This is a genomic window from Streptomyces sp. L-9-10 (assembly GCF_004151105.1).
Classification (GTDB): Bacteria; Actinomycetota; Actinomycetes; order Streptomycetales; family Streptomycetaceae; genus Streptomyces.
In genome coordinates this window covers 52,933-73,569 of sequence record NZ_PHRF01000168.1, presented here as the reverse complement: position 1 = coordinate 73,569, position 20,637 = coordinate 52,933, and the positions used below count along the sequence as shown (strand labels likewise).

Sequence of the window (20,637 nt, the reverse complement as noted above, 5' to 3'; positions counted from 1 at the left end):
ACCGGCGCACGCCCGTGAACCAGTGCGCGCTCGCGATCCGCTGATCACTTTCTGTCATATCTACCGATACATCAGTGAAGATCGGTAAAGATATGACAATTACAGGAACCTCCCTGTTCGCTCACTCATCTCTCGTGTTGCCGCTTGTAAGACTTTTACGAGCGGCATACGCACCAGACGAGCGCGGATGGGAACGGTATGCGCGACATCAGCCGAAGGAGTCTGCTCGGAGCGGGAATCGGAGCGGCTGCCGCGATCGGGATCGCGGGCTGCTCCACCGGCGAGAGCGGTTCGGTCCGGCACACGGACGTGGGCAAGGGCGGCGGGAGCGGAGGCGCGACGGGCAGTGCGCGCCCCCTCGCCAAAGAGGCCCGGCTCATAGGGGACGGTTCCACTTCCGACACGGGAAAGCAGCCGCACCAGCCGGCCGCCCCGGTCCCCCTGGAGCCCGGCCAGACCCCGCCGCAGTTCGTGGTCTTCTCCTGGGACGGAGCCGGCGAGGTCGGCAACGGTCTCTTCCCGCGCTTCCTGGAACTCGCCAAGAACCACGACGCGGCGATGACCTTCTTCCTCTCCGGCCTCTATCTGCTGCCCGAGTCGAAGAAGACGCTCTACCGCCCGCCGAACAACCCCGTCGGCGCCTCCGACATCGGCTATCTCACCGACGGCCATATCAAGGACACCCTCAAGAACGTCCGCCAGGCATGGCTGGACGGTCATGAGATCGGTACGCACTTCAACGGGCACTTCTGCGCCGGCTCCGGCTCCGTCGGCGACTGGACCCCGCAGCAGTGGCGCAGCGAGATCGACCAGGCTGTGTCCTTCGTCACCGAGTGGCGTACGAACAGCGGCTGGACCGATCTCGACCCGCTGCCCTTCGACTACCGCAAGGAACTGATCGGCAGCCGTACGCCCTGTCTGCTCGGCCAGGAGAATCTGCTGCCGACGGCGGAGAAGCTGGGCTGGCGGTACGACGCGAGTTCGCCCGGCGGTACCCAGCGGTGGCCGGACAAGAAGATGGGGATCTGGGATTTCCCGCTCCAGCAAGTCCCGTTCCCCGGGCACAGCTTCGAGGTCCTTTCCATGGACTACAACATTCTGGCGAATCAGTCGAAGAATTCGACGAACGGCATGACCTCGCGTTACGCGGACTGGCGCAGGCAGGCCACCGAGGCGTATCTCGGCGGTTTCAACCGCGCCTACGAATCGAATCGCGCGCCGTTCTTCATCGGCAACCACTTCGAGCAGTGGAACGGCGGGATCTATATGGACGCCGTGGAGGAGGCGCTGAAGGGGATGGCGGGCAAGAAGGACGTACGGCTCGTCTCGTTCCGGCAGTTCACCGACTGGCTCGATGTCCAGGACCCCGCCGTACTCGACAAGCTCCGCACATTGGAGGTCGGCCAGGCCCCCGCCGGCGGCTGGAACGCATTCTTCAAGGCATGAGCATGAGAAGGCCGCCTGAGAAGGCGGACAAGGCGGAGAAGACGGCCTGAGAAGACGGCCTGAGAAGACGGCCTGAGAAGACGGCCTGAGCGGACCGTCGCGCAGACCCCCGGCTGTTGTCCGTACACGGCTCTTTACAACGGGCTTTACGGGCAGCCAGGGGGGTGCGCAAGATCCCTGAATCGCCCATGCGAAACTTTTCACATGAACTCAGGCCGCGCTCCCCGACGCCGCTCCGAGCGACGATTCCGCGCCCTCCCGCCGGTTGTCGTCGGCGTGGCGGCCCTGACGCTCTCGGCCTGCGGGGGCGGCGGCAAGTCCGGCGGCGGCGGTGACACCAACTTCGTCACGAACACGGGTGGCATCTCCACCGTGGCGGCAGCCGACCGTAAACCCGCCAACCGGCTCGCGGGCGAGACCCTGGAGGGCGAGCGGCTCGACGTCGCCGACCTCAAGGGCAAGATCGTCGTGATGAACGTATGGGGCTCGTGGTGCCCGCCCTGCCGGGCCGAGGCCCCGCACTTCGCGAAGGTCGCCAAGGAGACCGAGTCGAAGGGCGTGGCGTTCGTCGGGATCAACACCCGGGACGCCAACAAGGGCCCGGCGCTCGCGTTCGAGAAGGACTACGGCGTCCCCTACCCGAGTCTGTACGACCCGACGGGCAAGCTCATCGTCAACGGCTTCCCCCGGGGAAGTCTCAACCCGCAGTCCATCCCCTCCACGATCGTGCTCGACCGGGACGGGAAGATCGCGGCCCGCGCGCTGATGGCGCTCGACGCGGAGAAGCTGCGCAAGATGATCGACCCGCTGATCGCGGAGAAGTGATCCCGTGCAGGTTCTCGCCGCGGTCCCCGGCATGAATGAGACGGTCTACAGCGGAGCGCTGCTGGTCGCGCTGCCGATCGCCCTGCTGGGCGGGCTCATCTCCTTCTTCTCGCCGTGCGTGCTGCCGCTCGTGCCCGGCTATCTGTCGTATGTCACCGGCGTCAGCGGGACCGATCTGGCGGACGCCAGACGCGGCCGGATGGTCGCCGGAGCCTCGCTCTTCGTCATCGGCTTCACCGCGGTCTTCGTCTCGGGCGGGGCCCTGTTCGGCTTCGCCGGCGAGACGCTCCAGGAGCACCGCGCGATCCTCTCCAAGGTGCTCGGCGTCCTGATGATCCTCATGGGCGTGTTCTTCATGGGGATGATGCCCTGGCTCACCCAGCGCGAATTCCGCTTCCACAAGCGCCCGGTGACCGGCCTGGCGGGCGCACCGCTGCTCGGCGCCCTCTTCGGGATCGGCTGGACGCCCTGCCTCGGGCCGACCATCTCCGCGGTGAACGCCCTCGCGTTCGAGCAGGCGAGCGCCGGCCGGGGGGCCATACTGACCGTCGCGTACTGCCTCGGTCTCGGGCTGCCGTTCGTGCTCGCGGCGGTGGCGTTCCGCAAGGCGCTCGGGGCGTTCGGCTGGATCAAGCGCCATTACGTATGGGTGATGCGCATCGGCGGCGCGATGATGATCCTGACGGGTCTGGCGCTGCTGACCGGCGCGTGGGACAGCCTCGTGCAGTCCATGCAGACCTGGACCAACGGCTTCACGGTGGGGATCTAGTTCCATGAGCAAGGCGTCCATGAACGACACCCCGACCGAGGCCGGGACCGACAACCCCACCGCCGAGCAGGCGGCGGTGGACGCGGCGAACGCCGCCTCCGAGGCCCGCGACGCGCGCGAACTCGGCGAGGCCGGGTCCACCCTCTCCACCGCCCCCCGCGAGGAGCGCGAGGACACCGTCATCGGCGGCCCCACCCTCGGGATCGTCGGCTGGCTCCGCTGGTTCTGGCGCCAGCTCACCTCCATGCGCGTCGCGCTGATCCTCCTCTTCCTGCTCTCCCTCGGCTCCATCCCCGGCTCGCTGATCCCGCAGACCGGCATCGACGAAGTGAAGGTGCAGGACTTCAAGGAGCGGCACGAGACGCTCGCGCCGATCTACGACAGCCTCCAGCTCTTCCACGTCTACAGCTCGGTGTGGTTCTCCGCGATCTACATCCTGCTGTTCATCTCCCTCATCGGCTGTATCGTCCCGCGCACCTGGCAGTTCGTCGGCCAGCTGCGCGGCCGGCCGCCTGGCGCGCCCAAGCGCCTCGACCGGATGCCCGCGTACGCGACGTGGCGCACCACCGCCGAGCCCGAGGCCGCCCGCGAGGCCGCGCTCGCGATCCTCAAGAAGCGCCGCTTCCGGGCCCATACGGTCGGGGACGCGGTCGCCGCGGAGAAGGGCTATCTCCGTGAGGCGGGCAATCTCGCCTTCCACATCGCGCTGATCGTGCTGCTGGTGGCCTTCGCGAGCGGGCAGCTCCTCAAGTCCGAGGGCGGCAAGCTGATCGTCGAGGGCGACGGCTTCTCCAACACCCTCACCCAGTACGACGACTTCAAGTCCGGCTCTCTCTTCGACACGGACGAGCTGGCGCCGTTCAGCTTCACCCTGGACGCGTTCACGGGAACGTACGAGCGCAGCGGGCCGCAGCTGGGCACCCCCCGGACCTTCAAGGCCGACGTCCGCTACACCACCGATCCGACCGGCCCGGAGAAGAAGGCCGTCATCGAGGTCAACAAGCCCCTCGACGTCGACGGCTCGAAGGTCTACCTCATCGCCCACGGATACGCCCCCGTCGTCTCCGTCAAGGACGGCCGCGGCAAGGAGGTCTTCCGGGGCGCGGTCCCGCTGCTGCCGATCGACAACAACGTCTCGTCCACCGGCGCCATCAAGGTCATGGACGGCTACCGCGACAAGAACGGCAAGAAGGACCAGCTGGGCTTCGCCGCGTTCTTCGTGCCGACGTACGGCGGTAAGGGCTCCGGGCAGATGTTCTCCCGGTTCCCCGCGCTCGATTTCCCGGTGCTCAACATCGGCGCGTACCGCGGCAGTCTCGGTGTCGACTCCGGGCTGCCGCAGAACGTGTACCAGCTGAACACCGACAAGATGAAGGCGTTCAAGGACGCCAAGGGCGATGTCCTGAAGAAGACCCTGCTGCCGGGCGACTCGCTCACGCTGCCCGACGGCGCCGGCTCCATCACCTTCGAGAAGGAGGTCAAGGAGTGGGCGAGCTTCCAGATCACGCATCAGCCCGGTGATTCCTGGGCCCTCGCCGGTGCGATCGCCGCCATCGCGGGGCTGGCCGGCTCGCTCTTCATCCAGCGGCGCCGGGTCTGGGTCCGGGCGGTACGGGGCGCCGACGGCGTCACCGTCGTCGAGATGGCGGGACTCGGCCGCAGCGAGTCCGCCAAGCTCCCCGAGGAACTGGCCGAACTGGCCGGCACCCTCCATTCAGAGGCGCCCAGCGCGCCTGATCCCGCAGAAAAGACTGTTGAAGGGGCTGAGAAGTGAATCTCGCCGCCACAGCAACCAATGAGAGCCTGGCACAGACCAGCAATGTGCTGATCTATTCGGCCATGGCCGTCTACCTGCTGGCCTTCTTCGCGTACATGGCCGAGTGGCTGTTCGGCAGCCGCAGCAAGGTCGCCAGGACCGCCGCCGCGCTGACCGGCGGCGACCGGAAGTCCGCGGCGGCGCCGGTGACGGTACGGTCCGCGCGGGAAGGCGGTTCCACGGCCGTCCTGGAGCGGCCCGAGGTCATCACCCGCTCCGCGAGCGGCACCCGCGACCTGCCCGACGGCCCCGGCGCGGCCGGCGGTGACGCGCAGGGCGATCTGTACGGCCGGATCGCCATCTCCCTCACGGTCCTCGCCTGGGGCATCGAGGCGGCCGGGGTGGTCACCCGCGCGCTGTCCGTGCAGCGGGCGCCGTGGGGCAACATGTACGAGTTCAACATCACCTTCACCACCGTGGTCGTCGGTGTCTATCTCGCGCTCCTGGCGCTGAGGAAGAACGTCCGCTGGATGGGACTGCCGCTCGTCACCGTGGTCCTCCTCGATCTCGGGCTCGCGGTCACCGTCCTGTACACCGCCAGCGACCAGCTGGTTCCGGCGCTGCACTCGTACTGGCTCTGGATCCATGTCTCCACGGCGATCTTCTGCGGCGCGGTCTTCTATGTCGGCGCGGTCGCCACGCTGCTCTATCTCTTCCGTGAGCGGTACGAGTCGAAGCTCGCCGCCGGCCTCAAGCCCGGCTCCTTCGCCACCTCGGTGATGGAGCGGCTGCCGGCCTCGGCGTCGCTCGACAAGTTCGCGTACCGCGTCAACGCGGCGGTCTTCCCGCTCTGGACGTTCACGATCATCGCGGGCGCGATCTGGGCCGGCGACGCCTGGGGCCGTTACTGGGGCTGGGACCCCAAGGAGGTCTGGTCCTTCATCACCTGGGTCGCGTACGCCTGTTACCTGCACGCCCGCGCCACCGCAGGCTGGAAGGGCCGCAAGGCCGCCTACCTGGCGCTGGTCGCCTTCGGCTGCTGGCTCTTCAACTACTACGGCGTGAACATCTTCGTCACGGGCAAGCACTCGTACGCGGGGGTGTAACTCGCGTACACCGGTGCATCTCCAGGGCACCGAACACAACTCCCGTACGCCGGGTGCATCCCGCGTACACCGGATACATCAAGAGGCGCCCTCCGCAGTATTGACTCCGCGTGGGGCGCCCCTGTATGTGCGTATGTCTGATGGGTGTATGTCCGTCCGAAGGGGCGGCTGTCAGGGCTTCGGCGGGGTGTCGTCCGCGCTGCCGCCGCCCTTCTCACGCCGCTCGATCTCCTCCTCGCGGCGCCTCAGATCCGCTTCCCACTGCGCGAGATGAGCGGAGTCCTCGTCGCTTCCCCCCACGTCCTTGGCGTCTTTCACGTCCTTGACGTCCTTGACGTTCTTCTCGTCCTTGAGGGAGTTGAGGAACTCCGGGTTGTCGTCGGGCGCCACCCAGCCGCCTCCACGGCGCACCGCCGTCGTCCGCTCCCGGCCCACGATCAGCCACGAGATGGAGCCGACCAGAGGGAAAAGCAGCACCAGAATCGCCCAGATGGGCTTGGGGAGGTACCGGATCTCCTTCTCATCGGTGGTGATGCAGTCGATGAAGGCATAGATGCTGAGAGCCAACGGCACCAGAATCATCAGCACCCGAAGCATGGAGTCCCCTTTTTAGTGGAGATCGAGATTTTGGCGGAGATCGAGACCGGGTCAGCGGCCCCCTGACAGCACCAGGGTAACGAGTAACCGATCAGACCCGGTCCCGGACGGTCAAGCGGTCTTCTCGCGGCACAGGGGTCTTCTCGCCGCACGCAGGTCTTGTCGGTACGTCGGTACGTAGGCCCCGTCCGGTCGGTAAGCCCCCGGCGGACCGCGCCGGGGAGGATGACACACTGGAGCGCATGGCTTACGACGATCTCCGCTCGCTGCTCCGGGCGCTGGAGCGCGAGGGCGACCTCAAGCGCATCAAGGCCGAAGTCGATCCGTACCTGGAGGTCGGGGAGATCGTCGACCGGGTGAACAAGGCGGGCGGGCCCGCGCTGCTCTTCGAGAACGTCCGCGGCTCGGCGATGCCTCTCGCCATGAACGTGTACGGGACGGACCGCCGGCTGCTGAAAGCGCTGGGGCTCAAGGCGTACAGCGATATCAGCGACAAGATCGGCGGGCTGCTCAAGCCCGAACTGCCGCAGGGCTTCATCGGGGTGCGCGAGGCGTTCGGGAAGCTCAGCTCCGTGGCGCACGTACCGCCGAAGAAGATCAAGGACGCGCCCGTCCAGGAAGTGGTCCTCACCGGCGACGACGTCGATCTGGACCAGCTGCCCGCGCTGTTCACCTGGCCCGAGGACGGCGGCTCCTTCTTCAACCTCGGTCTCACCCACACCAAGCACCCCGAGACCGGCGTCCGCAACCTCGGTCTCTACCGGCTCCAGCGCCATGACCGGCGCACCATCGGGATGCACTGGCAGATCCACAAGGACAGCCGCAACCACTACCAGGTGGCCGCCAAGCGCGGTGAACGGCTGCCCGTCGCGATCGCGTTCGGCTGTCCGCCCGCCGTGACGTACGCCTCGACCGCCCCGCTGCCCGGTGACATCGACGAGTACCTCTTCGCGGGCTTCGTCCAGGGCCGGCGCATCGAGATGGTCGACTGCAAGACCGTCCCGCTCCAGGTGCCCGCCAACGCCGAGGTCGTCATCGAGGGTTGGCTCGAACCGGGCACGATGCTGCCCGAGGGCCCGTTCGGCGACCACACCGGTTTCTACACCCCGCAGGAGCCGTTCCCGGCGCTCACCATCGACTGCGTGACGATGCGGAAGAGGCCGCTGCTCCAGTCGATCGTGGTAGGCAGGCCGCCGACGGAGGACGGGCCGCTGGGGCGTGCGACGGAACGGTTCTTCCTGCCGCTGCTGAAGATCATCGTGCCGGACATCGTGGACTACCACCTCCCCGAGTCGGGCGGCTTCCACAACTGCGCGATCGTCTCGATCGACAAGAAGTACCCCAAGCACGCCCAGAAGGTGATGCACGCGATCTGGGGCGCGCACATGATGTCGCTGACCAAACTGATCGTGGTCGTCGACGCGGACTGCGATGTGCACGATCTGCACGAGGTGTCCTGGCGGGCGCTGGGCAACACCGACTACGCGCGGGACCTCACCGTCGTCGAGGGCCCGGTCGACCATCTCGACCACTCCTCCTACCAGCAGTTCTGGGGTGGCAAGGCGGGAATCGACGCGACGAGGAAGCTCCCCGAGGAGGGGTACACCCGGGACGGCGGCTGGCCGGAGATGGTCGAGTCCGACCCGGAGACGGCGGCGAAAGTCGACCGCCGGTGGAGGGAGTACGGGCTGTGACGAGCGCAGCGGCGGCGGTACCGCAGCCGGGCAGGACCAGGGCTTTTCTGCGGCTGGTGATGATCGAGCACTCGGTCTTCGCGCTGCCGTTCGCGTATATCGCCGCGCTGACCGCGATGTTCCAGCTGGACGGGAACGTCCACTGGGTCCGTCTGCTGCTGGTCACCATCGCGATGGTCGGGCTCCGTACGTTCGCGATGGCCTGCAACCGGATCATCGACCGCGAGATCGACGCGCGCAATCCGCGGACGGCGGGGCGCGAACTGGTGACGGGCGCGGTCTCGGTGCGCTCCGCGTGGACGGGCGCGCTCGTGGCCGTCGTCGTCTTCCTCGGGGCCGCGGCGGCGCTCAATCCGCTCTGTCTCGCCCTCGCGCCCATCGCCGTGATCCCGATGGTCGTCTATCCGTACGGGAAGAGGTTCACCAACTTCCCGCACGCCATCCTCGGCCTCGCCCAGGCCATAGGCCCGGTCGGCGCCTGGCTCGCGGTCACCGGCAGCTGGTCGTGGGACGCGGTGATCCTCGGGCTGGCGGTCGGTATCTGGATCGGCGGCTTCGACCTGATCTTCGCCTGCCAGGACGTCCAGGCGGACCGCGCGCACGGCGTGCTGTCCGTACCGGCGCGCTTCGGCATCCCGGCGGCGCTGTACGGGGCGCGGGCCTGCCATGCCGTGACCGTGGCGCTGCTGGTCTGGTACGCGCTGGCCACGGACGCCGGAGCGTTCTTCTGGACCGGGCTGGCCGTCGTCGCCGGGGCGTTCCTGTACGAGCACACCATCGTGAAGCCGGACGATCTGTCGCGGCTGAACCGCGCGTTCTTCAGCGTGAACGGCTTCATCGGGATAGCCCTTTTCGTGGCCGCGCTGCTGGATCTCGTGGTGCGGGGCCTGACGCTGTAGGGCGGGCCGGTGTCCGGGGACTGCTGCTCCTGGGACGTTCTCGTACGGCCGGTGTTCCGCGCCCTCGCGCTCAGCCCCGGGCCGTTATCCGCTCGTTCAGCGGGGGCTGCCTGCGGAACATGAACGCGGCCAGCACCCCGCCGATCAGTCCGAAGAGATGGCCCTGCCAGCTGACGGCCGAGTTGGTCGGCAGGACGCCCCACAGGGCCGAGCCGTAGAACGCGAGGACCAGCAGACCGGTCACGATGTCCACCGCGTTGCGGTCGACGAAGCCCCGCACCAGCAGATAGCCGAGCAGCCCGAAGACCACCCCGGAGGCGCCCGCCGTGACCGTGTGGTCGGCGGCGGTGAGCCAGACGCCCAGGCCGCCGACCACCATGATCGTGAGTACGACGGCGGCGAACCGGCGCAGGCCGGTCAGCGCGGCGAGGAAGCCGAGGATCAGCAGCGGCACGGAGTTGGACACGAGATGGTCGTAGCCGTGGTGCAGGAAGGCCATCGGGATCACATCGCGCAGCTCACCGACGTCACGCGGGCTCAGTCCGTACGTACTGAGCGAGCCGGTCGGGCCGTTCACCGCTTCGAGCACCCAGAGCAGCGCGACCCAGCCGATCATGACGGCCGCGGCCGGCTTCATCCGTGAGGTCCGGCTCCGCGCGGTCGGGCCCGCGGGCGGTCGGGCGGTCGGATACGGCATCGGGGCCCCCTCTGGTCACTGCTCGTCCGCGTTCCCGAGGTTCTGTGCCCCGTGAACGTCCGGGGTACGGTCATCGGTTCCTGCCCCGGCCCGCCGGATAGGCTCGGATCCGTGAAACCCGGATCGTACGAAGACCAGCACAGCCCGCGACAGCCCCGGCGGCCCTGGGTCGTCGGCGTCTCGGGAGCGTCGGGGACGCCGTACGCCGCGGCCGTGCTGCGGGGGCTGCTGGACGCGGGCGAGAGCGTCGATCTCGTGGTCAGCCGGGCGTCACGGCTCACCCTGCTCGACGAGACGGGCATCGCCTTCAGGGACGCGCGCTGGCGGGACGATCTGCGCACCTGGCTGGCGCGCGGCGCGGACGGCAAGCCGGACACCTTCGACGTGAGGCTGAGCCGGGACCCGGGCGCGGACGACGTACGGCACTGGCCGGCCGGAGATCTGGCGGCCGGGCCCTCCTCGGGCTCGTACCCGGTGAAGGGGATGCTGATCGTGCCCGCGTCCACGGCGAGTGTGGCCGGGGTGGCGCTCGGACTCTCGAAGGACCTGCTCCAGCGCGCGGCGAGCGTGACTCTGAAGGAGCGGCGGACGCTGGTGGTCGCCCTACGGGAGACGCCGCTCAACGGCCAGACGCTGAGACATCTGGTGACCCTGGACGAGGCGGGCGCCGTGGTGCTGCCCGCCTCTCCGGCGTTCTACGCGGGGGCGACGCATATCCAGGAGCTGGTGGACTTCGTCGCCGGGCGGGTCCTGGACGCGGCAGGGGTGCCGCACCGGCTGTACCGCCGTTGGGAGGGGGAGCTGGGCGGCGCTCGCGGTGACGACTAGGCCGACTGGGCCGACTGGGCCGACTATCGACCGGGACGAGGACAGGCCGCCGAATCGAATATTCGTAGGGCTTGAGCCCTGCATGCCTTAGATTCTATATATAATCTTGTGGGATTGCTGAATAATGGAAGGCTTCAGGCATATGGACGCCGTGGATAGGCAGCTCATCCAAGCCCTCAGAGAGAACGGCAGAGCCTCGTACGCCGAGCTCGGCAGGCTCGTCGGGCTCTCCGGGCCCAGCGTCACCGACCGCATCAACCGTCTCGAAGCGGCGGGCGTCATCACCGGCTACCGCGCCACGGTCGACTCGGCCTCGCTCGGCCTCGGCGTCACCGCGCTGATCGGGATCTCGCTCTCCGACGCCGCCGACCACGAGGACGTGGCCCGCCGGATGCGCGACCTCGGGGAGATCGAGGACTGCTGGTTCATCGCGGGCGACGACTCGTACATGCTCAAGGTCCGCGCGAGCGACGTGGACGGCCTGGAGAAGACGATCGGCCGGCTGAGCGGTACGAAGGGCGTCTCCCGGACCCGTACCACCATCGTGCTCTCCACCAAGTGGGAGAACAGGGTGGGGGAGTTGCCCGAGGAGATGTGAGCCCGGCGGGTCCGCCCGGAAGCACAGAACGGAAGCACGGAACCGGAAGCACGGAACCGGAAGCACAGAAGAGGAAGAGGAAGAGGAAGCGACTGTGCGTATCGTCCGGCACCACGAGTACGGCCCGTCCCGGGTGTTGCGGACCGAGAAGGCCGAGCCGCCCGCCCCCGGCCCCGAGGACGTGCTCGTCCGCGCGGAGGCCATCGGTGTCGACCACGCCGACGTACAGCGCCGCCTCGGCACCTTCCCGCTCGGCGCCCCGCCGCTCCCGTACTGCCCGTCCACGGATGTCGCGGGCGTCGTGGTCGGGACCGGCGACCGGGTGACCGGGATCGAACCGGGACAGCGGGTCGTCGTATGGAAGGCCCGTGACGCCTACGCGGAGTTCGTCGCCGCCCCCGCCGCGCGTGTGCTGCCGCTGCCGGACGGCCTCGGCTTCGCGGAGGCGACGCTGCTCGGCTCCACCGGCCGGATCGCGGTGCATCTGCTCCAGACCGCGCGGGTGGCCGCCGGCGAGACCGTGCTGGTGCACGCGGGCGCGGGCGCGATCGGTCATATCGCCGTGCAGGCGGCCCGCGCGCTGGGCGCGGAACGGGTCATCGCCACCGCCGGTTCACCGCGCAAGCTGGACTTCGTACGCGCGCTCGGTGCGGACGCGGCCGTCGACTACACCGCCCCCGACTGGCCCGCGCGGGTCCGTGACGCCGCCGGACCCGACGGTGTGGACATCGTCCTCGACGGCGTCGGCGGCCCCCGGCTCCTCGACGGCGTCCGGCTGCTCGCGCCGTACGGACGGCTCGTCTTCTACGGCGCGTCCGGCGGCGACAGCGAGCAGCCGGCCATCCCGGTCATGGATCTGCTGGGCATGCGGCACGTGACGGGCTTCAGCATGCCCACCATGCTGCGCGACAGCCCGGCGCTCGCGGAGGAGGGCGTACGGCTGCTGTTCCGGCTGGTCGGGGACGGCTCCGTACGGCCGGTGATCCATGAGCGCGTGCCGCTCGACGAGGCCGCCCGCGCCCATGACCTGCTCGAACAGCGCGTCAGCATGGGCCGCGTCGTTCTCGTACCGTGAGGGGCGTAGTCTCGACTGGCACGATTTGGCAGACATTTTGGCGGAGATAGTGGGAGGCGGCCTGATGACTGCATCTGTTCAGGATGTGGGTCTCAAGCGCGAGCTGGAGGCGAAGATCCGGGCCGGCGAGCGGCTGACCCGCGAGGACGGCATCGCGCTGTACGAGTCGGACGATCTGGCCTGGCTCGGCGGTCTCGCCCACGAGGTGCGTACCCGCAAGAACGGTGACGTCGTCCACTTCAACGTCAACCGTCATCTCAACATGACGAACGTGTGCACCGCCTCGTGCGCCTACTGCTCGTTCCAGCGCAAGCCGGGCGAGAAGGACGCGTACACGATGCGCATCGAGGAGGCCGTCCGCCTCGCCAAGGCGATGGAGGGCGAGAACCTCACCGAGCTGCACATCGTCAACGGCCTCCACCCGACGCTGCCGTGGCGCTACTACCCGCGCTCGCTCAGCGCGCTGAAGGAAGCCCTCCCGCAGGTCTCCCTCAAGGCGTTCACCGCCACCGAGATCCACCACTTCGAGACGATCTCCGGCCTGTCGGCCTCCGAGATCCTCGACGAGCTGATCGAGGCCGGTCTGGAATCGCTGACCGGCGGCGGCGCCGAGATCTTCGACTGGGAGGTCCGGCAGCACATCGTCGACCACAACACCCACTGGGAGGACTGGTCGCGCATCCACCGGCTCGCGCACGAGAAGGGGCTCAAGACCCCGGCGACGATGCTGTACGGGCACATCGAGGAGCCCCGGCACCGCGTCGACCATGTGCTGCGGCTGCGTGAACTCCAGGACGAGACCGGCGGTTTCCAGGTCTTCATCCCGCTGCGCTACCAGCACGACTTCGTGGACATGAAGGACGGCAAGGTCCGCAACCGCCTCCAGGCCCGCACGACCATGGCCACGGGCGCGGAGGCGCTGAAGACCTTCGCGGTCTCCCGGCTGCTCTTCGACAACGTCCCGCACGTCAAGGTGTTCTGGGTGATGCACGGCGTGCAGACCGCCCAACTCGCCCTCCAGCACGGCGCGGACGACATGGACGGCTCGGTCGTCGAGTACAAGATCACGCACGACGCGGACAACTACGGCACGCCCAACAAGCTCGGCCGCGAGGATCTGCTCGACCTCATCCGCGACGCGGGCTTCCGGCCCGTCGAGCGGAACACCCGGTACGAGATCATCCGCGAGTACCCGGGCCCCGACGCCGACCGCCGCGAGTCCCCGCAGCCCATGCGGGTCTGAGCGGGCGCACGGGTCGGAGAGAAACACGGAACAGGGCATACGGAACAGGGCACACGGGACAGGGCATACGGGATGGCGCTCATATTCGAGCTGGATCCGGCGGTGGACCCCGCCCTGCGCGACGGTGTTCTCGCGCTCTGGGCGGATGTCTCCAACGCGGGCGGTGCCGTCGGATTCGTACCGCCGGTCACGGTGGACGACGTACGGCCGGAGCTGGTCAAGCACTTCGCGGCCATGGCCGAGGGCCGGGTCAGGCTGCTGGTCGGGTACGACGAGGAGGGCGCCGTCGCCGCGACGGCGTTCCTCGCGCTCAACACCCACCGGCTGATGCGGCACTGGCTCTGGCTCTACACCGTGATGGTCCACCCCCGGCACCAGGGCAAGGGGTACGGCCGCGACCTGATGGCCGCCGCGGCGGACGCCGCCCGCGGGATCGAGTCCATCGAGGCGATCCGGCTCACCTGCCGCGGGGGCACGGGCGTCGACAGGTTCTACGCCTCCTGCGGCTACAAGGAGGTCGGGCGGGTGCCGGACGCGATCAGGGTCGCCCCGGGTGACGACCGCGACGACATCACGATGCTGCTCCCGCTGAACCGGTACTGAACACGCCGTGCTTGACTGGTAGGACTCGGACATACCGCGACGTCGGTACGCCAGGAAGAGAGAGGGCCCGCTGTGACCGCTTCGAAGACGAGCGCCACGATCCGGTACACCGCGATGCGTCTGGGCATCTTCGCCGGCTGCTTCGTGGTCGTCGCCGGCCTGGTCCAGTTCGGTGTGCTGCCCAAGGGGCTCGGCGACTCCAACTTCGTCTGGGTGCTGCTGCTCGCGATCGTGATCTCGGCGCCGCTCAGCTTCATCCTGCTGCGCAAGCAGCGCGACGAGATGTCCGCGCAGATCGTGGGCAAGGTCGACAGCGCGAAGTCGCGGCTGGAGGCGAACCGCGCCCAGGAGGACGGCGTCACCCAGTAGGGCGATGCCTGTCCCCTTATACGTCCGCCCCCGCGTACGTCCGTCCCCTCGTACGTCATCGCGGTGGGCGCCGCATAAGCGCCACGTAAGCTTTCTCACACCCCAGCCCCGGAGCCGTCCCTCCAGGGCTGGGGTGCCGCGTTTCCGGAGCCTTCCAGAGCCATTTCAGAGCCCTTCCGGGACCCTTCGAGCGGTCTTTCCGGCGCTTCGTACCCCAAAGAAATACTTTGAGCTTCTCAAAGTTCAAGTGTTAACGTGTCCGATATGAAGACAGCAGTGCGTCACCGCGGCCACCTGGGCATCCCGCTCGTGGCACGCCTGCATGTCGACCTGTGCCGCTGTATGTCCGCGGTCTGTTGCCGCGCGGTCTGACCCGGCATCATGCAGCGGCGCCCCTGCTGAATCCTCCTGAGTCTTCTTCCGAGTCCTCCCGAGCCTTCGAAGCACGAGCGCCGCACCCCTGTCCCGTATGGCCCCTCACCCCGATACGTCATGTCTGGAGTGTGTTCGTGTCCGCGAACTCCGCGTCCACCACGCCCGAGAAGCCGGCTGAGACCAGATCCGGCTCTCCTCTGCCCAAGATCCCGTTCTGGGCGCAGATCGTCGCCGGTCTGGTCCTCGGTGTGCTGCTCGGCTGGCTCGCCCGCAGCCAGGACATCAGCTGGCTCTACACCACCCTCGACAAGATCGGCAGCATCTTCGTCCAGCTGCTGAAGCTGGCCGTGGCGCCGCTGGTCTTCTTCGCGATACTCGTGTCGATCACCAACCTGCGCAAGGTCAACAACGCGGCCAGGCTGGCCTCCCGTACCCTGCTCTGGTTCATGATCACCTCGCTGATCGCGGTCGCCATCGGCCTGGCGATCGGCCTGATCACCAACCCGGGCTCGGGCACCGGCCTCACCCCGAAGGACGGCAAGGCACCCGAGGGTTCCGGGTCCTGGATCGACTTCCTGACCGGCATCGTCCCGACCGACGTGATCACGCCGTTCACCGAGCTGAACGTCCTCCAGATCGTCTTCATGGCCGCCGTCGCCGGAATCGCGGCCCTCAAGCTCGGCCCGAAGGCCCAGCCGATCCTCACCCTCAGCGAATCCGTCCTGGAACTGCTCCAGAAGGCCCTGTGGTGGGTCATCCGGCTCGCCCCGATCGGTACGGTCGGGCTCATCGGCTTCGCCATCGCCGACTACGGCTGGGACCTCATCGGCAAGTACGCGACCTTCACCGCCGACGTCTACATCGGCTGCGCGCTGGTTCTCTTCGGCGTCTACCCGCTGCTGCTCGCCACGGTCGCCAAGGTCAACCCGATCCAGTTCTACAAGGGAGCCTGGCCCGCGATCCAGCTGGCCTTCGTCTCCCGCTCCTCCGTCGGCACGATGCCGGTCACCCAGAAGGTCACCGAGCGGCTCGGCGTCCCGAAGGAGTACACCTCCTTCGCCGTACCGTTCGGCGCGACGACCAAGATGGACGGCTGCGCCGCGATCTACCCGGCGCTCGCCGCGATCTTCATCGCGCAGATCTTCGACGTCCAGCTCGGTATCCAGGACTATCTGCTGATCGCGTTCGTCTCGGTCGTCGGCTCGGCGGCCACCGCGGGCCTCACCGGCGCCACGGTCATGCTGACGCTGACCCTCTCCACGCTGGGGCTCCCGCTGGAGGGCGTGGGCCTGCTGATGGCGATCGACCCGATCCTGGACATGATGCGTACGGCCACGAACGTCGCGGGCCAGGCGCTGGTCCCGGTCATCGTCGCGGCGCGCGAGAAGATCCTCGACCACGACGCGTACAACGCGGCCTCGGCGTCGCCGGTGGACGACTACGACAGCGCGGACGAGACGCGCGGGGCGAAGGTCCCGGTCGCCGCGTAAACCACACGCGTCGCCGCGTCACGCGCACGCGCGAAGCACACCTCGGATCGCCCCCGTCCTCCGCTGAGGCCGGGGGCGACGTGCTGCCGGATGGCTTGTCGCGCCTGCGGACCGGGCCGCCCCGGACCTTCCCCTCACCGCTGGGCTCACCACCGGGTTCACCGCCGGGTTCACCGGCCACAATGCGGTCGATCCCGAGAGCACTGACCATGGGATGAGCGAATCGAATGGACGACACCCGTTCGGGCGCCGGCACGGGCCCGATCCGTACCGGATGAGGGATCTGAGATGAGAGATTTCGCTGGGGCCAAGTGGGGCTACGTGACACGCAGAATCAACGACCGGGACGCGACCGCGCCCGGTGGGTCGGTTCGCGAACCACAGCTCGGGGATCTTGTGGTGGCCACTGTGGCCCGCTTGGGCGAACTCGACCATCTGGAGGATGTCCATGGTCGGCGCGTCCGTCTCTACTGGGGCGACATCGTGGTGGGTGCATACGGCAACCGGTACGCCACGGACTTCTACGAGGGCTACCTGCCGACCGGGCCGAACGTTCATCTGCTGACGGCGGGCGGCCTGGTGGGAACGGTCGCCTCGGCGCATACGCGACGGCTGCCACCGACCGAGCTGAAGGTGATCGGCACCCTGAACGACCGGGCCGGGAGGCCGCTGTCGCTGGAGCACTACGCGCGGACGCCGTCGCCGCACACGGCGCCGGAGTGGGGCACTCTCGTCGTGCTCGGCTCGTCGATGAACGCGGGCAAGACCACGACGGCGTCGGCCCTGGTGAGCGGCTGGACACGAGCCGGACTGGCTGCCGGCGCGGGCAAGGTCACCGGTTCCGGCAGCGGCAAGGACCGCTGGATGTACCTCGACGCGGGCGCCAGTACCGTCGCCGAATTCCTCGACTTCGGTATGTCCTCCACGTTCGGCTACCCGGTCGAGCGGTTGCGGACCACGATGATCTCCATCCGCGATGCCCTGGTCGACGACGGCGCGGACGCGGTCGTCCTGGAGATCGCCGACGGACTGCTCCAGTCCGAGACACGGGCGCTTGTGGAGCGCCTGCCCGGATTCGCCCACGGTGTCGTCCTGGCGGCGGCCAACGCGCTGGACGCGGTGGCCGGGGTGACGATCCTGCAAGGGCTGGGGGTCCCGGTCCGCATGGTGAGTGGCCTGGTCACCGCCAGCCCCCTTGCCTCCCAGGAAGCACACGCGGCCACGGGACTGCCGGTCCTGTCCCCGCCACAGCTGGCGAACGGCGCGGCCGTGGACCTGGTGCGCGCACCGGTCCGGCAGACCGCCGCCACGGCGGATCCCGCCGCCACGGCGGAACCCGTCGCCGATGCCGGTGTCCGGGGCTGATGCCGGTGATATCGGCGATCGTCTACCTACCTGACGGACGTCCCTGGCCCGGACAGCTGCGTGAAGCCGCCCTGGACGTCCTTGAACTGCGGCCGGCCGAAGTGGTGCTGCCCGAGGCCACGGTCCGTGACGAGCGCGGCGGGCGGCTGTTCGACGGCTCAACGTTGATGTTCGAGCCCGCGGCCGGTGGCGGCCCCCTGGCTGACGCCGTCGCGGACCGGCAGGCCCGCGCATTCGGCGTGACCAACACGGCCTTCCACGTCCAGCGTGCCCTGCGGTTCGCTTCAGTCCTGCTCGGCCACCCGCTGCCGCACCTGCTGGTCAGAATCGGGATGCACGACCAGCCCCGCCGCTGGCGCGGAGGGCATTACCGGCTTCCCAGGGCGTCGCTCACGGACGAGCCCGCCGCTCTCAGCTGTGCGGGTGAGGTCCATCTGGGGGGCGGCGCCGGATTCGTCCCGGCACCAGGTGGCAGCCGGTATTTCCTCGCCCCCGCGCACAACGCCGCGATCATCTGCCACGAGGTCGGCCATCACCTGTGCCGGCACACCGCGGACTTCCGGCTCAACCGGCTGCGTCCCCCGGCGCAGCAGACCAACCTGAAGGTCGCCCTGGACGAGGGCACGGCAGATGTCCTCACGGCCATCCTGCTGGGCACCCCGGACATCTACGGCTGGCACCGCGGGGCCATCGCCGAGTGGGACCCGCGGCGTCGCAAACTACAGCCCCGGTGGACAATGGCGCACTTCGTGGGCGGGCGGGACCAGGACCCGCACGCCGACGGAACCGTGTGGGCATCGGCATGCTGGTCCGCCCGTGAGCGGGTCGTCGCCACGGGTGCCGACCCCGCCCGCTTCGACGCGGCGCTGCTGCGCGGCATGGACTCGGCCGGAGCCGACGCCGCCCCGCTGACCAAGGACGCCTTGAACGAGCGCCGCCATTTCTCCCGGCTGCTGTCCGCGATCACACGTGCCGACCCCGGAACTCGCGCCGGTGGTGCTGACCGCCATGGCCGAGCACGGCGTCCGCCCCGGCGCGAGCAACACCGCTCTCAAAGACGCCGCCCGCGCCGAACTGGTCGGGGAGGTGGGCAGATGAAGTCCCGCAGGGACGATGTGGGAATGCTGCGGCACCTGTGGCGATTCCGTTCCTACGGGCGCCCGCACCTGCGCACGCTCACGCTCGGCGTGGGGCTGCGCATCGGAGAACTGATCGCCGACCTGGCGGCACCCTGGCCGCTGGCGCTGGTCATCGACAACGTACTCAAGGGCCGGACCAACGGCCCACTGGCCTGGCTCACGGGCATCGTGGGCTCGTCACCGCTGGCCATGCTCAGTGTGGCCGCCGCCGCACTGCTGCTGATCACTCTCGCCTCGGGGGCGTTCGACTACCTCGGCGACCGTGTGATGAACAGCGCGGGAGAGCAGATCACCGCGTCGATCCGCACGGATGTCTTCGCCCACATGCAACGGCTCCCCATGAGTTACCACGACCGGCAGGCCGCAGGGGAACTGACCAGCCGCGTCGCGATCGACACCAGCCGGATCCAGGACGCTCTGGTCGACCTGTTCTCCACACTCCTGCCAGGACTGCTGGCCCTCTCGGGCTACGCCACCGTCATCCTCTTCGTCGACTGGCGCCTGGGGCTGATCGCGATCGCGGGCGCCCCGCTGGTATTCCTCACGGCCGCCCGCTACACCCGGCTGACCCGCCAGACGGAACGGCGGCAGCGCGCCGCCGAAGGACACCTCGCCGCCTTCGTCACCGAATCCCTCCAAGGCATCCGCACCATCCACGCCTTCGGCCGCCAAGACCTGCACGACGAACATTTCGCCACCAGCAACAGCACCACCCTCGACGCCGGCCTGCGCAGCGTCGAACTGCGGGCCCGATTCACGCCACTGCTCGAAGCCGCCGCCGCGGTGGCCACCGCGGCCCTGCTGTGGGCGGGCGGTCTCGGTGTCGTGAACCACTGGTGGAGCGTCGGGCTGCTGGTCGTGGTGACCAGCTACCTCAAGGACATGATCAAGCCCATGCGATCGATGTCCCGCCTGTCGATCACCTTCCCCCAGGGCGCGGCCTCCGCGGAGCGCGTCGCCGCCATCCTCGATCAGCCACCCCCGCCCCCGACACCGCACCGGCGCCTGCCCGACCGCGCCACCGGCCGGATCGACCTGCACGACATCACCCTCGACTACGGCCGCGGCCCCGTCCTGAACCACTTCGACCTCACCGTCCAACCCGGCGAACACCTCGCGCTGCTCGGACCCAACGGCTCCGGCAAATCCACCGTGCTCTCCCTCATCGCCGGGCTCTACCCGCCCACCCGCGGCCGTCTGCTCCTCGACGGACTCCCTCTCACCGACATGCCCACCATCTGGCTGCACCGCCAGATCGCCGTCGTGCTACAGGACACGTTCCTGTTCTCCGGCACCATCGCCGACAACATTCGCTACGCCCGACCCGACGCCGGCCCGCACGAGGTCGCCCGTGCGGCGGAGGCAGCCCTGGTCACCGAGTTCACCGAACGCCTGCCTGATGGCCTGGGCACCCGGCTCGCCGACCGAGGCGCCGGACTCTCCGGCGGCCAGCGCCAACGCGTCGGCATCGCCCGCGCCCTGCTTGCCGACGCCCCCGTTGTGCTGCTCGACGAACCCACCACGGGACTGGACAACGCCGCCGAAGACCTCGTCGTCCGCGCGCTCGGTCGCCTGGTCGAGCGCAGAACGGCGGTCATGACCACCCACCGGCCGGCGCTCACCCGCCTCGCCACCCGCACCATCCATCTCGACGACGGCACCCTGCTCACGTGCCGCGGTCCGGCCTCGACGCCGGCCCGGCGGAAGGCCGCGCGGGCGACCCGGCGGGCCGCCTGACGGGTCAGCCCTGACTTGTCCGGCCC

At 68.8% G+C, this 20,637-nt stretch carries 18 protein-coding genes; 16 read left to right on the top strand and 2 right to left on the bottom strand.

Features of this window, described 5'->3' with window-relative positions; genetic code table 11:
* Positions 1–198: 198 nt before the first annotated feature.
* The 5 genes from CU044_RS36670 to ccsB all read left to right on the top strand — a co-directional run bounded on the left by CU044_RS36670 (position 199) and on the right by ccsB (position 5,902).
* Complete coding sequence (locus tag CU044_RS36670) at positions 199–1,446, top strand: hypothetical protein (RefSeq protein ID WP_129773192.1); 1,248 nt, start codon at positions 199–201, stop codon at positions 1,444–1,446.
* A gap of 204 nt (positions 1,447–1,650) precedes the next feature.
* Positions 1,651–2,271, top strand: coding sequence for a TlpA disulfide reductase family protein (locus tag CU044_RS36665; RefSeq protein ID WP_129773190.1), 621 nt, complete (start codon positions 1,651–1,653; stop codon positions 2,269–2,271).
* A 31-nt stretch (positions 2,272–2,302) separates the two neighbouring features.
* Positions 2,303–3,040: a cytochrome c biogenesis CcdA family protein gene (locus CU044_RS36660; protein ID WP_129773364.1), complete on the top strand. Its 738-nt coding sequence runs from the start codon at positions 2,303–2,305 to the stop codon at positions 3,038–3,040.
* A gap of 4 nt (positions 3,041–3,044) precedes the next feature.
* The gene (locus CU044_RS36655) at positions 3,045–4,814 is read left to right on the top strand and encodes a cytochrome c biogenesis protein ResB (RefSeq protein WP_129773189.1); all 1,770 of its coding nucleotides are present in this window, start codon (positions 3,045–3,047) and stop codon (positions 4,812–4,814) included.
* The gene (gene ccsB / locus CU044_RS36650; protein ID WP_240046057.1) at positions 4,811–5,902 is read left to right on the top strand and encodes a c-type cytochrome biogenesis protein CcsB; all 1,092 of its coding nucleotides are present in this window, start codon (positions 4,811–4,813) and stop codon (positions 5,900–5,902) included. The genes CU044_RS36655 and ccsB overlap by 4 nt, the downstream gene beginning before the upstream one ends.
* Positions 5,903–6,073: 171 nt before the next feature.
* Here ccsB and CU044_RS36645 read toward each other — a convergent pair whose 3' ends face one another.
* Positions 6,074–6,499 (bottom strand): PLD nuclease N-terminal domain-containing protein, encoded by a 426-nt coding sequence (locus CU044_RS36645; RefSeq protein ID WP_129773187.1) that lies wholly within the window; start codon positions 6,497–6,499, stop codon positions 6,074–6,076.
* Positions 6,500–6,741: 242 nt separating this feature from the next.
* On the opposite strand from CU044_RS36645, the gene CU044_RS36640 reads away from it, so the two are divergent.
* On the top strand, positions 6,742–8,193 hold the full coding sequence (locus tag CU044_RS36640; protein ID WP_129773185.1) for a menaquinone biosynthesis decarboxylase: 1,452 nt from the start codon (positions 6,742–6,744) through the stop codon (positions 8,191–8,193).
* Complete coding sequence (gene mqnP, locus CU044_RS36635) at positions 8,190–9,092, top strand: menaquinone biosynthesis prenyltransferase MqnP (protein ID WP_129773183.1); 903 nt, start codon at positions 8,190–8,192, stop codon at positions 9,090–9,092. Before CU044_RS36640 ends, mqnP begins: the two co-directional genes overlap by 4 nt.
* Before the next feature lie 70 nt (positions 9,093–9,162).
* On the opposite strand, the gene CU044_RS36630 is transcribed toward mqnP, so the two are convergent.
* Complete coding sequence (locus CU044_RS36630; RefSeq protein ID WP_240046056.1) at positions 9,163–9,729, bottom strand: rhomboid family intramembrane serine protease; 567 nt, start codon at positions 9,727–9,729, stop codon at positions 9,163–9,165.
* Between the two features lie 171 nt (positions 9,730–9,900).
* Between CU044_RS36630 and CU044_RS36625 the strand changes: the two genes are divergently transcribed.
* The 9 genes from CU044_RS36625 to CU044_RS36585 all read left to right on the top strand — a co-directional run bounded on the left by CU044_RS36625 (position 9,901) and on the right by CU044_RS36585 (position 20,611).
* On the top strand, positions 9,901–10,617 hold the full coding sequence (locus CU044_RS36625; RefSeq protein WP_129773179.1) for a UbiX family flavin prenyltransferase: 717 nt from the start codon (positions 9,901–9,903) through the stop codon (positions 10,615–10,617).
* A 142-nt stretch (positions 10,618–10,759) separates the two neighbouring features.
* Complete coding sequence (locus CU044_RS36620; protein ID WP_129773177.1) at positions 10,760–11,215, top strand: Lrp/AsnC family transcriptional regulator; 456 nt, start codon at positions 10,760–10,762, stop codon at positions 11,213–11,215.
* A 94-nt stretch (positions 11,216–11,309) separates the two neighbouring features.
* A complete protein-coding gene (locus CU044_RS36615; RefSeq protein WP_129773175.1) occupies positions 11,310–12,290 on the top strand; it encodes a zinc-binding dehydrogenase in 981 nt (326 codons plus the stop codon).
* A gap of 64 nt (positions 12,291–12,354) precedes the next feature.
* Positions 12,355–13,533: an aminofutalosine synthase MqnE gene (gene mqnE / locus CU044_RS36610; RefSeq protein ID WP_129773173.1), complete on the top strand. Its 1,179-nt coding sequence runs from the start codon at positions 12,355–12,357 to the stop codon at positions 13,531–13,533.
* Between the two features lie 72 nt (positions 13,534–13,605).
* Positions 13,606–14,136: a GNAT family N-acetyltransferase gene (locus CU044_RS36605; protein WP_129773171.1), complete on the top strand. Its 531-nt coding sequence runs from the start codon at positions 13,606–13,608 to the stop codon at positions 14,134–14,136.
* Between the two features lie 72 nt (positions 14,137–14,208).
* Positions 14,209–14,505, top strand: a complete 297-nt coding sequence (locus CU044_RS36600; RefSeq protein ID WP_240046055.1) for a DUF4229 domain-containing protein — start codon at positions 14,209–14,211, stop codon at positions 14,503–14,505.
* Between the two features lie 509 nt (positions 14,506–15,014).
* Positions 15,015–16,370 carry a dicarboxylate/amino acid:cation symporter gene (locus tag CU044_RS36595; RefSeq protein ID WP_129773169.1) on the top strand — a complete coding sequence of 452 codons (1,356 nt, stop codon included), beginning with the start codon at positions 15,015–15,017 and terminating at the stop codon, positions 16,368–16,370.
* 399 nt (positions 16,371–16,769) lie between these two features.
* Positions 16,770–17,735 carry a DUF1611 domain-containing protein gene (locus tag CU044_RS36590; protein WP_129773167.1) on the top strand — a complete coding sequence of 322 codons (966 nt, stop codon included), beginning with the start codon at positions 16,770–16,772 and terminating at the stop codon, positions 17,733–17,735.
* A complete protein-coding gene (locus CU044_RS36585) occupies positions 17,735–20,611 on the top strand; it encodes an ABC transporter ATP-binding protein (protein WP_129773165.1) in 2,877 nt (958 codons plus the stop codon). Before CU044_RS36590 ends, CU044_RS36585 begins: the two co-directional genes overlap by 1 nt.
* Positions 20,612–20,637 lie beyond the last annotated feature (26 nt).